This is a genomic window from Streptomyces sp. NPDC060002, from assembly GCF_042737245.1.
Lineage (GTDB): Bacteria > Actinomycetota > Actinomycetes > Streptomycetales > Streptomycetaceae > Streptomyces.
Window position 1 is genome coordinate 1 of the sequence record NZ_JBHWUW010000049.1, and the last position, 13996, is coordinate 13996.

Annotated in this window: 15 protein-coding genes and 3 pseudogenes; 3 read left to right on the top strand and 15 right to left on the bottom strand. The window is 72.6% G+C overall.

Going from position 1 to position 13996, the window contains the following annotated elements; translation table 11 throughout:
* Positions 1-61 precede the first annotated feature (61 nt).
* The 4 genes from ACFWBD_RS32030 to hisI all read right to left on the bottom strand — a co-directional run bounded on the left by ACFWBD_RS32030 (position 62) and on the right by hisI (position 3165).
* A complete protein-coding gene (locus ACFWBD_RS32030; RefSeq protein ID WP_385674503.1) occupies positions 62-325 on the bottom strand; it encodes an HGxxPAAW family protein in 264 nt (87 codons plus the stop codon).
* Positions 326-490: 165 nt separating this feature from the next.
* On the bottom strand, positions 491-1141 hold the full coding sequence (locus tag ACFWBD_RS32035) for a TIGR02234 family membrane protein (RefSeq protein WP_385674506.1): 651 nt from the start codon (positions 1139-1141) through the stop codon (positions 491-493).
* A gap of 93 nt (positions 1142-1234) precedes the next feature.
* Entirely contained in the window at positions 1235-2713 is a 1479-nt protein-coding gene (locus ACFWBD_RS32040; RefSeq protein ID WP_385674509.1) for an anthranilate synthase component I, read from the bottom strand.
* Positions 2714-2724: 11 nt separating this feature from the next.
* On the bottom strand, positions 2725-3165 hold the full coding sequence (hisI, locus tag ACFWBD_RS32045) for a phosphoribosyl-AMP cyclohydrolase (RefSeq protein ID WP_385674512.1): 441 nt from the start codon (positions 3163-3165) through the stop codon (positions 2725-2727).
* Between the two features lie 82 nt (positions 3166-3247).
* Between hisI and ACFWBD_RS32050 the strand changes: the two genes are divergently transcribed.
* Together ACFWBD_RS32050 and ACFWBD_RS32055 are read left to right on the top strand one after the other, a co-directional pair.
* Entirely contained in the window at positions 3248-3883 is a 636-nt protein-coding gene (locus tag ACFWBD_RS32050; protein WP_385674515.1) for a TIGR03085 family metal-binding protein, read from the top strand.
* A gap of 11 nt (positions 3884-3894) precedes the next feature.
* Positions 3895-4293: a VOC family protein gene (locus ACFWBD_RS32055; RefSeq protein ID WP_385674518.1), complete on the top strand. Its 399-nt coding sequence runs from the start codon at positions 3895-3897 to the stop codon at positions 4291-4293.
* Between the two features lie 5 nt (positions 4294-4298).
* On the opposite strand, the pseudogene ACFWBD_RS32060 reads toward ACFWBD_RS32055, so the two are convergent.
* From ACFWBD_RS32060 to hisD, 11 genes and pseudogenes are all read right to left on the bottom strand, one after another.
* Positions 4299-4919, bottom strand: a pseudogene (locus ACFWBD_RS32060) (MFS transporter); the annotation flags it as partial.
* Positions 4920-5492: 573 nt separating this feature from the next.
* A pseudogene (locus ACFWBD_RS32065) lies at positions 5493-5978 on the bottom strand (MFS transporter); the annotation flags it as partial.
* Between the two features lie 138 nt (positions 5979-6116).
* Positions 6117-6315 (bottom strand): annotated as a pseudogene (locus tag ACFWBD_RS32070) (hypothetical protein); the annotation flags it as partial.
* Between the two features lie 68 nt (positions 6316-6383).
* The gene (hisF, locus tag ACFWBD_RS32075; protein WP_385674521.1) at positions 6384-7139 is read right to left on the bottom strand and encodes an imidazole glycerol phosphate synthase subunit HisF; all 756 of its coding nucleotides are present in this window, start codon (positions 7137-7139) and stop codon (positions 6384-6386) included.
* Entirely contained in the window at positions 7136-7534 is a 399-nt protein-coding gene (locus tag ACFWBD_RS32080; protein ID WP_385674524.1) for a RidA family protein, read from the bottom strand. Before ACFWBD_RS32080 ends, hisF begins: the two co-directional genes overlap by 4 nt.
* Entirely contained in the window at positions 7531-8256 is a 726-nt protein-coding gene (gene priA, locus ACFWBD_RS32085) for a bifunctional 1-(5-phosphoribosyl)-5-((5-phosphoribosylamino)methylideneamino)imidazole-4-carboxamide isomerase/phosphoribosylanthranilate isomerase PriA (RefSeq protein ID WP_385674527.1), read from the bottom strand. The genes ACFWBD_RS32080 and priA overlap by 4 nt, the downstream gene beginning before the upstream one ends.
* Positions 8253-8912 (bottom strand): imidazole glycerol phosphate synthase subunit HisH, encoded by a 660-nt coding sequence (gene hisH / locus ACFWBD_RS32090; RefSeq protein ID WP_385674530.1) that lies wholly within the window; start codon positions 8910-8912, stop codon positions 8253-8255. The genes priA and hisH overlap by 4 nt, the downstream gene beginning before the upstream one ends.
* Positions 8903-9067, bottom strand: coding sequence for a hypothetical protein (locus ACFWBD_RS32095; protein ID WP_355707124.1), 165 nt, complete (start codon positions 9065-9067; stop codon positions 8903-8905). The genes hisH and ACFWBD_RS32095 overlap by 10 nt, the downstream gene beginning before the upstream one ends.
* Before the next feature lie 4 nt (positions 9068-9071).
* On the bottom strand, positions 9072-9665 hold the full coding sequence (hisB, locus tag ACFWBD_RS32100) for an imidazoleglycerol-phosphate dehydratase HisB (RefSeq protein ID WP_385674533.1): 594 nt from the start codon (positions 9663-9665) through the stop codon (positions 9072-9074).
* A complete protein-coding gene (locus ACFWBD_RS32105) occupies positions 9662-10801 on the bottom strand; it encodes a histidinol-phosphate transaminase (protein WP_385674536.1) in 1140 nt (379 codons plus the stop codon). The genes hisB and ACFWBD_RS32105 overlap by 4 nt, the downstream gene beginning before the upstream one ends.
* Complete coding sequence (gene hisD / locus ACFWBD_RS32110) at positions 10798-12123, bottom strand: histidinol dehydrogenase (protein ID WP_385674539.1); 1326 nt, start codon at positions 12121-12123, stop codon at positions 10798-10800. Before hisD ends, ACFWBD_RS32105 begins: the two co-directional genes overlap by 4 nt.
* 167 nt (positions 12124-12290) lie before the next feature.
* Here hisD and ACFWBD_RS32115 point away from each other — a divergent pair, with 167 nt between their 5' ends.
* On the top strand, positions 12291-13880 hold the full coding sequence (locus tag ACFWBD_RS32115; RefSeq protein ID WP_385674543.1) for an oxidoreductase: 1590 nt from the start codon (positions 12291-12293) through the stop codon (positions 13878-13880).
* Positions 13881-13996: the final 116 nt, after the last annotated feature.

Below are 13996 nucleotides of genomic sequence, written 5' to 3' on the forward strand. Positions count from 1 at the left end.
GGGTGTGCACCGGCCGCCCCTCACGCGGTCCTGCGGAAGTCCTGCCGAAGTCGTACGGGGCTCAGGCCTCGGCGCTCGCCGGCTCGCGGGTCGCGGTCGCCGTCGTCGTGACCTGGTGCACCGGGTGGGCTTCCTTCGGCATGCCGAGGCCCATCGCGCGCATGATGCCGCCGACGACACCGCCGAGGGCCACGATCACCATGCCGGCCCAGAAGCCGAGCGGCTCGGCCATCACCATGAACGCGCCCGCGACGGTGAACCCGATGAAGACGATGATGACACCGGTCCAGGCGGCCGGGGTGTGTCCGTGGCTGCTGCCCGCCATGACTTGCTCCTCATTGCTGTCTCTGTGTCCGTCCGAGCCGGACGCTCGTCGTCCATTGTCCCGTACCCGCGGGCGTGGCGGACGCTGGGGTGGCCTCCGGTCGCGTCTGATTCACCACATCGGGAACCGTGCGACCGGACGGGGACCGGGCTGCGCGCGGTCGGGTCAGGCGGGATCCGCGCCCGTCGGGTCCTCGCCCCGGTCCAGGGCCTTCCACATGTCCTCGGGCCGGTCCGGGTCGAGGGGCTTGGCCGCGCGCCGGGGCCGCGGGGTGCCGTCGCGTTCGTAGCGGCCGGACATCGCGGGCCACAGGCGGCCGTAGCGCAGGGCGAGCAGGCCGGCCAGGAGGATCAGGGCGCCGCCCGCGGCCGCGGCGTAGGGCCAGGCGGTGTGGGTGAAGGAGGCGACGGTCGCCGAGGTGTCGCCGGAGGCCCGGGCGGCCTGCTCGTCGAGCGCGGAGCCGTCGGAGGCGCCGAACAGGGAGGCGGCCGTGATGCCGGCGCCGGAGAGCGCGAGCAGCGCGGAGACCGCGAAGCGGCCGGTCCTGCGGACGGCGAAGACGGCGACGAGCGCGGCGAGGGCCGCTATGGCGAGCGCCGCGGGCACGCCCGTGACGTCGCTGCCCCTGGCGGTCAGCGGGAAGGCGCCGCCGGCCACCGTGGCCGTGCCCTCCGACCAGCGCTGCCGGGTGGACAGCAGGGTCACCGCCGAGCCCAGCGCGCCGAACAGCAGGGCGAGCGCGAGGCTCCGGCGGCCGGACCCGGCGGGGGCGGCGGCTTCGGATCGGGGGTGCGGAACGGCAGTCACGTACTCCACTATCGCCTGAACCCCGGGCGAACCGTCACCCGGGGTTCACGTGAGACGCGTCCTATCTTCGAAATCTGCCCCGCCCGTCCGCCCGGAAGCGCCCTATTTCGCCAGTCGGTTGGCGGTGTGGACGGCGCGCAGGACCGCCGCCGCCTTGTTGCGGCACTCCTGGTCCTCGGCGACCGGGTCGGAGTCGGCGACGATGCCCGCGCCGGCCTGGACGTAGGCGGTGCCGTCGCGCAGGAGGGCCGTACGGATGGCGATGGCGGTGTCGGAGTCGCCCGCGAAGTCCAGGTAGCCCACGCAGCCGCCGTACAGGCCGCGTCGGGACGGCTCCAGTTCGTCGATGATCTGCATGGCGCGCGGCTTGGGGGCGCCGGAGAGGGTGCCGGCGGGGAAGCAGGCGGTGAGGACGTCGAAGGCGGTGCGGCCCGCCGCGACCTTCCCGGTGACCGTCGAGACGATGTGCATCACGTGCGAGTACCGCTCGACGGACATGAAGTCGACGACCTCGACCGAGCCCGGTTCGCAGACCCGGCCCAGGTCGTTGCGGCCGAGGTCGACGAGCATGAGGTGCTCGGCGCGCTCCTTGGGGTCGGCGAGCAGTTCGTCGGCGAGGGCCTGGTCCTCCTGCGGGGTGGCCCCGCGGTGCCGGGTGCCGGCGATGGGGTGGACCATGGCGTGCCCGTCCTCGACCTTGACGAGGGCTTCCGGGGAGGAGCCCACGACGTCGAAGCCGTCGAAGCGGAACAGGTACATGTACGGGGACGGGTTCGTCGCCCGCAGCACCCGGTAGACGTCCAGCGCGCTCGCCGTGCACGCCGTCTCGAAGCGCTGGGAGGGGACGACCTGGAAGGCCTCGCCCGCGCGGATGCGCTCCTTGATGTCCTCGACGGCCCTCTGGAAGTCGGGGCCGCCCCACAGGGCGCTGTACTCGGGGAGTTCGGAGGGCGGGAGGACGGCCGGGGGCTGGGCCACCGGGCGGGAGAGGTCGGCCTCCATGGCGTCCAGGCGGGCAATCGCGTCCGTGTAGGCCTCGTCGACGCCCGTGTCGAGGTCGTTGTGGTTGATCGCGTTGGCGATCAGCAGGACGGAGCCCTCCCAGTGGTCCATGACGGCGAGGTCGCTGGTCAGAAGCATGGTCAGCTCGGGCAGCCGCAGGTCGTCGCGCTCGCCGGGTCCGATCCTCTCCAGGCGGCGCACGATGTCGTAGCCGAGGTAGCCGACCATGCCGCCGGTGAAGGGCGGCAGGCCCTCCTCGTGGGGCGTGTGGAGGGTCTCGATGGTGGCGCGCAGGGCGGCGAGCGGGTCGCCGTCCCGCGGGACGCCCACGGGCGGGGTGCCGAGCCAGTGGGCGTGGCCGTCGCGCGCGGTGAGCGTGGCGGCGCTGCGGACGCCCACGAAGGAGTACCGGGACCAGGAGCGGCCGTTCTCCGCGGACTCCAGCAGGAAGGTGCCGGTGCGCTCGGCGGCGAGCTTGCGGTAGAGCGCGACCGGGGTGTCGCCGTCGGCGAGGAGCTTGCGGGTGACCGGAACGACGCGGCGGTCGGTGGCCAGCTTGCGGAACGTCTCGAGGTCCATGGCGGCTGACCTTACTGATCCGTGGCGGGTACGCCGGAATCGGCGTTCTCGATCAGCACATCGGCGTCGAAGCAGGTGCGGGCGCCGGTGTGGCAGGCGGCTCCCACCTGGTCGACCTTGACGAGCACGGTGTCGGCGTCGCAGTCGAGGGACACGGACCTGACCCACTGGAAGTGGCCGGAGGTGTCGCCCTTGACCCAGTACTCCTGGCGGCTGCGCGACCAGTAGGTGCAGCGGCCGGTGGTGAGCGTGCGGTGCAGCGCCTCGTCGTCCATCCAGCCGAGCATGAGCACCTCACCGGTGTCGTACTGCTGGGCGATGGCGGGGACGAGCCCGTCGGCACCGCGCTTGAGGCGCGCGGCGATCTCGGGGGCGAGGTGACCGGACGGGGAACTGTGGGGCGAGGCGGGGGCGGTGGTGGGGCGACGGGCGGGCTGGGGCGTGCTGGTCATGTCTGCCATTGTGCCGCCCGCCACTGACGGTGACGGGCCGTGTCCACTGGGCGGACCTTCCCCTCGGTCGTAGGCTGACGGCATGTCGACTTTCGCCAAGCGTGAACGACTCCTTCTCGCCGACCTCTTGGAAACGGCGGGCCCCGAGGCTCCGACCCTGTGCGAGGGCTGGCAGACCCGGGACCTGGCCGCGCACGTGGTGGTGCGCGAGCGCCGCCCGGACGCCGCCGGGGGCCTCCTGATCAAGCAGCTCGCCTCCCGCCTGGACAAGGTGATGGAGGAGTTCGCCGCCAAGCCGTACGAGGAGCTGATCCAGCTGATCCGCACGGGTCCGCCGCGCTTCTCGCCCTTCCAGCTCAAGCAGCTCGACGAGGCGTCCAACACGATCGAGTTCTACGTCCACACCGAGGACGTCCGCCGCGCCCGGCCCGAGTGGACACCGCGCGCGCTCGACCCGGTCTTCCAGGACGCCCTGTGGTCCCGCCTGGAGCGCACCGCCCGCCTGATGGGCCGCGGCGCCCCGACCGGCCTGGTGCTGCGGCGCCCGGACGGCCGTACGGCGGTCGCCAACCGGGGCACGCCGGTCGTGACGGCCACCGGGGAGCCGTCGGAACTGCTGCTCTTCCTGTACGGCCGGCAGAGCGCCGCCGAGGTGGAGCTGGACGGCGAGAAGGACGCGATCACCCGGCTGCACGGCGGCAAGCAGCTCGGGATCTGAGAGGACCGCACATGATCAAGGTCGCCATGACGAGCGTGTACGTCGACGACGTCACGAAGGCCCACGCGTTCTACACCGAGGTCCTGGGGTTCGAGACGCGTCTGCACATGGATCTCGGCGAGGGCACGCTGTTCGTCACCGTGGGCGCGGCGGAAGGGGCCCAGCGGGATCTCCAGCTGCTGCTGGAGCCCGGCCAGGGCCCCATCGCGGAGCCGTACCGGGCGGCCCTGCGGGAGGCGGGGCTGCCGTGCATCGTCTTCTCGGTCGACGACCTCGATGCGGAGTACGAGCGGCTGCGGCGGCTGGGTGTGCGCTTCACCCATCCCCCGCAGGACCAGGGTCCGGTCGTCGCGGCCGTCCTGGACGACACGGTGGGCAACCTGGTGCAGCTGGCTCAGCCGAAGGCGTGAGGGGGTCAGCGGGGCAGTTCGGCACGGCGCAGGTGCCCGAAGCACAGGATCACCACGCCTCCGAGCCCGCAGACCACCGCGCTGACGACGAAGACCGGGCCGGTGCCCCAGACGCCGATGGCCGCGGCGGACAACGGCATGCCGAGGGGAGCGAGTCCGAGGCTGACCAGACTCGCGACGGCGGTGACGCGGCCCAGGTAGGCGGGGTCCGACCGGGTCTGCAGCAGGGCCGCGCACAGGGCGCCGCTGAGTCCGGCGAGCAGTCCGACGAGTACGGCGGTGCCGACGGCCGCGAGGACGCCCGGCGCGTAGGCGAGGGCGCCGATCGCGACGGAGCCCGCGAGGATCGCGTAGGCCGCGACCTGCCCGGCGTGCGGCACGCGCCCGCGCACGGCCAGCAGCAGGGAGGCGGTCCCCGCGCCGGCGCCGAACCCGGCGAGCGTCCAGCCCATCCCTGAGGCGCCCCAGCCGCGTTCGTCGGCGAGCAGGGCCAGTCCCACGTTGAGCGGCCCGACGAAGCCGAGGTCTCCGAGCGCGATGACCAGCATCAGCGGGGCGAGGACACGGTGGCCGCGGACATAGCGCAGACCGCCCACCAGATCCCGCCAGGCGGTGCCGCCGCGGGCCACCGCCGACTCGCCGGACGGATCGCGGGACCCGACGGCCACGGACTGCTCCTCGACGGACGGATCGCGAGGCCCGACGGCCACGAACTGCTCCTCGACGGACGGATCGCGCAGCTCGACGGCTTCCGCCCGGTCGGCGGCCGAGGACTCCCGCTCTCCGACGCCCCACCCCCGGTCGTCGCCCGGGAAGTCCCGCTCCCCAACACCCCGCCCCCGGTCGTCGCCCGGGAAGTCCCGCTCCCCAACACCCCGCCCCCGGTCGGCGGCCGAGGACTCCCGCTCTCCAACACCTCGCGCCCGGTCGCCGCCCGGGAAATCCCGCTCCCCAACACCCCGCCCCCGGTCGCCGCCCGGGAAATCCCGCTCCCCAACACCCCGCCCCCGGTCGCCGCCCGGGAAATCCCGCTCCCCAACACCCCGCCCCCGGTCGGCGGCCGAGGACTCCCGCTCTCCGACGCCCCGCGCCCGGTCGCCGGACAGCTCCCCCTTTCCGACGGCCCCCGCCGTGTCCCCGGCGGGCAGCTCCCCCGGCCTGTCGTCCGCCGGCAGTTCCCGCACGCGTACGGACACCAGCAGCGGTATCGACACGGCGATCAGCAGCGCGGCCAGCCCGAAGGCGGTCGCCGCACCGCCCAGGGCCACCCCGAGACCGCCGAGCGGGCCTCCGACGACACTCGCCAGCCGGGCCCCGAGGCCCCGCATGCCCTGCACGCGCGCGAGTTGGCTCCGGCCGGTCACGCGCGCGGGGAGAGCGCCCACGGCCGGTACGAACACGGCGTCGACCGTGCCGAAGGCCACGGCGAGCGCCGCCAGCGGCCACAGCCCGGGGTCGGTGGAGAAGCACAGGACGGCCACGGTGAGGACGGCCGCGCAGCGCACGGCGTCACTGCCGATGACCACCCGGCGCGGCCCGAACCGGTCGGCGATCACTCCCCCGCCCAGCATCAGCAGCGCCCGCGGCACGGCACTCACCGTCATCACCAGGCCCGCCTGCGCGGGGGAACCGGCTCGTACGGCCGCCCAGGACAGCGTGAGGTAGTAGACGTTGTCGCCGATCATCGATGCCGTGTAGGCGGCGAGCCAGCGCAGGACGTTGCCGTCGCGATGGGCGGGGCGCTCGGCGTCGGCCCGTGCGGGTGTGACAGGCGCGGTGACGGTCACGGAGGTGGTCTCCCTCAGATGCGGAACGGGACCTCGGATGCGGAGCGGGAATCCGTACACGTGCAGCGTGACGTTCTCCCGCCCCTCGGTGTCGCCCGCGGCGTCGGCGGCCCGGCCCCTCTCATGCGTCCCGGAAGTCCTTGTCGCGGATGCACACGCCGTACGAGGAAGGCTGCCCCCGGCGTTCCCGGCCGTCCGCGCTCTGCGTCCCGGCCTCCTCGATGAGGCTGTGCTGTCACCACTGCGCAAGCAAGAGCCCCGGCACCCGTCGGGCGACCGGGGCTCGCTCCGCAGCAGACGGCGTCACCTCACCGGGTGACCCGCCCCTCGCAGCGCGTCCTTGACCTGGCCGATCCGCAGATCGCCGAAGTGGAACACCGACGCGGCGAGCACCGCGTCCGCGCCCGCCTCGACGGCCGGCGGGAAGTCGGCGAGCTTGCCGGCGCCGCCGGAGGCGATCACCGGGACCGTCACGTGCCTGCGGACGGCGGCGATCATCTCCAGGTCGTAGCCGTCCTTCGTGCCGTCCGCGTCCATCGAGTTGAGCAGGATCTCGCCCGCGCCCAGCTCGGCCGCGCGGTGCGCCCACTCGACGGCGTCGATGCCCGTGCCCCGGCGGCCGCCGTGGGTCGTCACCTCGAAGGTCCCCGCGGGGGTCCGCCGGGCGTCCACCGAGAGCACCAGCACCTGGCTGCCGAACCGCTCGGCGATCTCCTTGATCAGTTCCGGGCGGGCGATGGCCGCCGTGTTGACGCCCACCTTGTCCGCGCCGGCCCGCAGCAGCTTGTCGACGTCCTCGGGGGCGCGCACCCCGCCGCCGACGGTCAGCGGGATGAAGACCTGCTCGGCGGTGCGGCGCACCACGTCGTAGGTCGTCTCGCGGTTGCCCGACGAGGCGGTGATGTCCAGGAACGTCAGCTCGTCGGCGCCCTCGGCGTCGTACACCTTGGCCATCTCGACGGGGTCGCCCGCGTCGCGCAGGTTCTGGAAGTTGACGCCCTTGACGACCCGGCCGTTGTCCACGTCCAGGCAGGGGATGACTCGTACGGCGAGGGTCATGCCGAGGACCCTCCTCGATAGGCCTCCACCTCGACCTCGACGACCAGGCTGGGGTCCACGAGGCCGGAGACGATGAGCATGGACGCGGCGGGCCGGACGGAGTCGAACAGCTCCTTGTGGGCGCGTCCGACGTCGTCCACGTCCCGCGCGTGGGTGAGGTACAGGCGCGTGCGCACGACGTCGTCGCGCCCGAGGCCCAGCTGCTCCAGCGCCGCGAACGCGACGTTGAAGGCGTTGACCGTCTGCTCGTACGGACCGCCGCCGGCGATCTCGCCGTCCACGATCGAGGTGCAGCCGGAGACCAGCACCAGGCCGTTCGGCAGCTCCACCGCGCGGGAGTACCCGAAGGTCTCCTCCCAGGGTGCGCCGGTCGTCACACGTCGGACCTCGCTCACTGGGCGACCGCCTCCAGCGCCTCTTCCAGGGTGAACGCCTCGGCGTACAGGGCCTTGCCGACGATGGAGCCCTCGACGCCGAGGGGCACCAGCTCGGCGATGGCCCGCAGGTCGTCGAGGGAGGACACCCCGCCCGACGCCACGACCGGCCGGTCCGTCACGGCGCAGACGTTCTTCAGCAGCTCCAGGTTCGGGCCCTGGAGTGTGCCGTCCTTGGCGATGTCGGTGACGACGTAGCGCGCGCAGCCCTCCTTGTCGAGACGCGCCAGCGTCTCGTAGAGGTCGCCGCCGTCGCGGGTCCAGCCGCGGCCGCGCAGGGTCGTGCCCCGTACGTCCAGGCCGACCGCGATCTTGTCGCCGTGCTCGGCGATGACCTTGGCGACCCACTCGGGGGTCTCCAGGGCGGCCGTGCCCAGGTTCACCCGGGTGCAGCCGGTGGCCAGGGCGGCGGCGAGGGTGTCGTCGTCGCGGATGCCGCCGGACAGCTCCACCTTGATGTCCATCGCGCGCGCGACCTCGGCGATCAGCGCGCGGTTGTCGCCGGTGCCGAACGCGGCGTCCAGGTCGACCAGGTGCAGCCACTCGGCGCCCGAGCGCTGCCAGGCGAGGGCGGCCTCGAGCGGGGAGCCGTAGGAGGTCTCGGTGCCCGACTCGCCGTGCACGAGGCGGACGGCCTGGCCGTCGCGGACGTCGACGGCGGGGAGGAGTTCGAGCTTGCTCACAGTGTTCCGATCCAGTTGGTGAGGAGCTGGGCTCCGGCGTCGCCGGACTTCTCGGGGTGGAACTGCGTGGCCCACAGGGCGCCGTTCTCCACGGCGGCCACGAACGGCTTGCCGTGCGTCGACCAGGTCACCTTCGGCGCCCGCAGCAGCGGGTTGTGCACGTCGAGGGACCAGTCCTGCACGGCGTAGGAGTGCACGAAGTAGAAACGCGCGTCCGCGTCCAGCCCGGCGAACAGCTCGGAGTCGGCCGGAGCGTCGACGGTGTTCCAGCCCATGTGGGGCACGATCCCGGCCTGGAGCGGCTCGACCGCGCCGGGCCACTCGTCGAGGCCCTCGGTCTCCACGCCGTGCTCGATGCCCCGCGCGAACAGGATCTGCATGCCGACGCAGATGCCCATCACCGGGCGCCCGCCGGACAGCCTGCGGCCGATGATCCAGTCGCCGCGGGCCTCCTTCAGGCCTCGCATGCAGGCGGCGAAGGCGCCGACGCCCGGTACCAGCAGCCCGTCGGCGTTCATGGCCGTGTCGAAGTCACGCGTGATCTCGACGTCGGCCCCGGTGCGCGCGAGGGCCCGCTCGGCGGAACGGACGTTGCCGAAGCCGTAGTCGAAGACGACGACCTTCTTCGGGCTTTTCGAAGCGGTGCTCAATTCCACACCTCCAGCCGCACGACGCCGGCGACGAGGCACATCGCGGCGCCGATCGAGAGCAGCACGATCAGGCTCTTCGGCATCTGTTGCTTGACGAACGAGTAGATGCCGCCGGCCAGGAAGAGGCCGACGACGATCAGGATGGTCGACAGTCCGCTCATGGCTCTACAGGGCGCCCTTCGTGGAGGGGAGGATGCCCACCGCGCGCGGGTCGCGCTCGCAGGCGTAGCGCAGGGCCCGGGCCAGCGCCTTGAACTGGCACTCCACGATGTGGTGCGCGTTGCGTCCGTAGGGCACGTGCACGTGCAGCGCGATCTGCGCCTGGGCGACGAAGGACTCCAGGATGTGCCGGGTCATCGTGGTGTCGTACTCGCCGATCATCGGCGCCATCTTCTCGGGCTCGGTGTGCACGAGGTAGGGCCGGCCGGAGAGGTCGACGGTGACCTGGGCGAGGGACTCGTCCAGCGGGACCGTGCAGTTGCCGAAGCGGTAGATGCCCACCTTGTCGCCGAGGGCCTGCTTGAAGGCGGCGCCGAGCGCGAGGGCGGTGTCCTCGATGGTGTGGTGGGAGTCGATGTGCAGGTCGCCGTCGGTCTTCACGGTCAGGTCGAACAGACCGTGCCGGCCGAGCTGGTCCAGCATGTGGTCGTAGAAGCCGACACCGGTCGACACATCGACCTTGCCGGTGCCGTCGAGGTTGATCTCGACGAGGACCGACGTCTCCTTCGTCGTGCGCTCTACACGTCCTACGCGGTTCATGCGCTCTGCTCCTTCGGGGGCGTGGGGGTGCCCCCCACGAAACACTGCAACTCACGGACCGCGTCGAGGAACGCGTCGTTCTCTTCGGGGGTTCCGGCGGTGACGCGCAGCCAGCCGGGCACACCGTTGTCCCGGACCAGGACGCCCCGGTCGAGGATCTGCCGCCAGACCTCGTGGGCGTCTGCGAACCGCCCGAACTGCACGAAGTTGGCGTCGGACGCCGTGACCTCGTAGCCGATCGCGAGCAGCTCGCTCACCAGCCGGTCCCGCTCCGACTTGAGCTGCTCGACGTACTTCAGCAGCGTCTCGGTGTGCTCCAGGGCGGCCAGCGCCGTCGCCTGGGTGACGGCCGACAGGTGGTAGGGCAGCCGGACGAGCTGGACGGCGTCCACGACCGCCGGGTGCGCGGCGAGGTAACCGAGGCGCAGGCCGGCCGCGCCGAAGGCCTTCGACATGGTGCGCGAGACGACGAGATTCGGCCGACCTTCGAGCAGCGGCAGCAAGGAGTCGCCGTGGCTGAACTCGATGTACGCCTCGTCCACGACCACCATCGACGGCCTGGCGGCCTGCGCGGCCTCGTACAGCGCGAGGACCGTCTCGGCCGGGACCGCGGTGCCGGTGGGGTTGTTGGGGGTGGTGATGAAGACGACGTCGGGCCGGTGCGCGGCGATGGCCTGCTCGGCCGCCGCCAGGTCGATGGTGAAGTCCTCGTCGCGGGGACCCGCGATCCAGCCGGTTCCCGTGCCGCGCGCGATGAGCCCGTGCATCGAGTACGACGGTTCGAAGCCGATCGCGGTACGGCCCGGTCCGCCGAAGGTCTGGAGCAGTTGCTGGATGACCTCGTTGGAGCCGTTGGCGGCCCACACGTTCGCCGGGCCGACCGCGTACCCGGAGGTGTCCGTCAGGTATTCGGCGAGCCGCGTGCGCAGCTCGACGGCGTCCCGGTCCGGGTAGCGGTTGAGGTTCCGTGCGGCCTCGCGCACCCGCTCCGCGATCCGCTCGACGAGCGGCTCGGGCAGCGGGTAGGGGTTCTCGTTGGTGTTCAGCCGTACGGGGACGTCCAACTGGGGCGCGCCGTAGGGGGACTTGCCGCGCAGCTCGTCCCGTACGGGGAGATCGTCGATTCCGAAGCTCACTTGCTCGTCGGTACCTTCCAGTCGAACCGCGCCTTGATCGCCGCGCCGTGCGCGGGCAGGTCCTCCGCCTCGGCCAGCGTCACCACGTGGTGCGCGACCTCGGCCAGCGCGTCCCGCGTGTAGTCGACGATGTGGATGCCCCGGAGGAACGACTGCACGGACAGCCCGGATGAGTGGCAGGCGCAGCCGCCCGTCGGCAGCACGTGGTTGGACCCGGCCGCGTAGTCGCCCAGGGACACCGGCGCCCAGGGGCCGACGAAGATCGCGCCCGCGTTCCTCACCCGGTCGGCCACGGCGGCGGCGTCGGCCGTCTGGATCTCCAGGTGCTCGGCGCCGTACGCGTCGACCACCCGCAGGCCCTCTTCGACGCCGTCGACCAGCACGATCGCCGACTGCCGGCCGGCGAGCGCCGGGACGATCCGGTCCTCGACGTGCTTGGTGGCCGCGACCTGCGGTTCCAGTTCCTTCGCGACCGCGTCCGCCAGCTCGGCGGAGTCGGTGACCAGGACGGCGGCCGCCAGCGGATCGTGCTCGGCCTGGCTGATCAGGTCGGCGGCGACGTGGACGGCGTCGGCGGTGGAGTCCGCGAGGACGGCGATCTCGGTCGGTCCCGCCTCGGCGTCGATCCCGATCTTGCCGGCGAAGTAGCGCTTGGCGGCGGCGACCCAGATGTTGCCGGGGCCGGTGACCATGTTGGCGGGCGCGCAGGACTCGGTGCCGTACGCGAACATCGCGACGGCGGTCGCGCCACCGGCCGCGTACACCTCGTCGACGCCGAGCAGGGCGCACGCGGCGAGGATCGTCGGGTGCGGAAGGCCGTCGAACTCGGCCTGCGCCGGCGAGGCGAGCGCGATCGACTCCACGCCGGCCTCCTGGGCCGGGACGACGTTCATGACCACGGAGGACGGGTAGACCGACCGGCCGCCGGGCGCGTACAGCCCGACCCGATCGACCGGCACCCACTTCTCGGTCACGGACCCGCCGGGCACGACCTGGGTCGTGTGCGTCGTACGGCGCTGCTCGCGGTGGACGAGACGGGCGCGGCGGATGGACTCCTCCAGGGCCGCGCGGACGGCCGGGTCGAGCCGCTCCAGCGCCTCGGCGAGGGCCCGCGCCGGCACGCGTACGGATTCCAGCCGCACGCCGTCGAACTTCTCGGCGAAGTCGATCAGCGCCGCGTCGCCCCGATGATGCACGGCCTCGCAGATCGGACGCACCTTCTCGAGGGCGGCCGAGACGTCGAAGTCGGCTCGGGGCAGCAGGTCGCGCAGGGCGGGTCCCTCGGGGAGGGCGTCGCCGCGCAGATCGATTCGGGAGATCACGCCGTCAATTCTCTCAGACCGGGATCGGGCGTCGTCCGCGCGTATCAATGGCTGATACAGAACCTGGCCGCGATCCGGAGGATCACCTTCACGTCTAGCGTTCGGGGGGTCACTCACCGGGCATGAACAGTTGTGCGAATCTGCGGGTGACGAAGGGGGTGCATGGTGTGACCGAGGGAGCGGCCGTCCGTACGGGAAACGACCCGGGAGATCTGCCGGACGACCTGACCGCCGCCGAGGCCGGCATGTGGCAGGCCTTCCGCAACGGCAGCGTGTACGACCTGAGCAGCGGGGACACGGTCGTCGACGACCCGCACGGCGGGCATCCGTGGGGGGAGTCGCGGACCGTGCGGGCGCGGATCGTCGCCTGGCTGCTGCTGGCCGGGCCCCCCGCGCTGGCCGGCCGGGTCGCCTCGCTGAAGCTGGCGGGCGTACAGATCAGCGGCACCCTGGACCTCGCGGGCGGCACGGTGGTGCCGTACCTGGAGATGAAGCGCTGCCGGTTCGAGCGGGAGGTGCTGCTGCCGGAGGCGCGGTTCACCACCCTGCGGATGGTGGACTGCTCGGTGCCGCGCCTGGAGGCCGCCCGGGTGCACACCGAGGGCGATCTGCACCTGCCCCGCTGCCGCTTCCACAACGGCGTCCGGCTCACCGACGCGCACATCGGCACGGACCTGCTGCTCAACCAGGCGATCGTCTACCGCGACCGCAGCGGCCGCTCGATCGCCGCCGACGGCATGACGGTCGGCCAGGACCTCCAGGCCGAGCTGCTCGAATCGCACGGCGAGCTGAGCCTGCGCAGCGCCAAGATCGGCGTGTCGCTGAGCCTGCGCGGGGCGCGGCTGGCCAACCCGTACACGCGGCTCGCGCTGAACGCGCCCCAGCTGACGGTGGAGCGCTCGCTGTACCTGACCCCGGCCGGCGTCGGCGGCCAGGCGCTGAGCGGCACGACACCCGCGCGCGGGACCCGCATCCAGCGCTTCGAGTGCCGGGGCGGGGTGCGCCTGGACGACGGGCGGTTCGGGGACGCCGTGGACCTGGAGCGGGCCCGGTTCGTGTTCACGGAGGACCAGGAGCTGTCGCTGCGCCGGGTGCAGACGCCCGAGCTGCGTTTCCTCGGGGAACGGCCGCCGCGCGGCAAGGTCGTGCTGTCGGGCGCCCGGGTGATCAACCTGGTCGACCGGGCGAGCGCCTGGCCGGGCCCCGGCAGTGTGCACATGGGCGGCTTCGCGTACGAGAACCTGGTGCCGCAGGGCCCGTTCCCGCTGGCCGAGCGGCTGCGCTGGGTGACCGCGGCGACCGCGGAGTACGCCCCGGAGCCGTACGAACGGCTGGCCGCCGTGCTGCGGACCGGCGGGGAGGACGAGGACGCCCGCGAGGTGCTGCTGGCCAAGCAGCGGCGGCGCCGCGAGACCCTGCCGCCGGCCGCGAAGCTCTGGGGCTACGTCCAGGACTGGACGGTCGCCTACGGTTACCGGCCGGGCCGCGCGGCGGTGTGGATGGCGGTGCTGTGGGCGGCGAGTTCGCTGGCCTTCGCGCACGCCGCGCATCCGCCCGTCCACCGGGACGGGCACCCGCCCTGGAATCCCGCCCTCTTCGCCCTCGACCTGCTGCTGCCGGTCATCGACCTCGGGCAGGTCGGCGAGTGGCAGCTGCGCGGGGGCTGGCAGTGGCTGTCGTCGGCGCTGATCCTGCTGGGCTGGATTTTGGCGACGACGGTGGCGGCGGGGGCCACGCGACTGCTGCGCCGGGGATGACCGGCGACGCGAGAAGCTCACCGACAGTCGCCGCACGGTCACCTTTTACCGTCCCTTGACCGTACGGTGTACAACTTTCGTGAAGGTCTCCGAAGCCTCTGGCGCAATGTGAACCT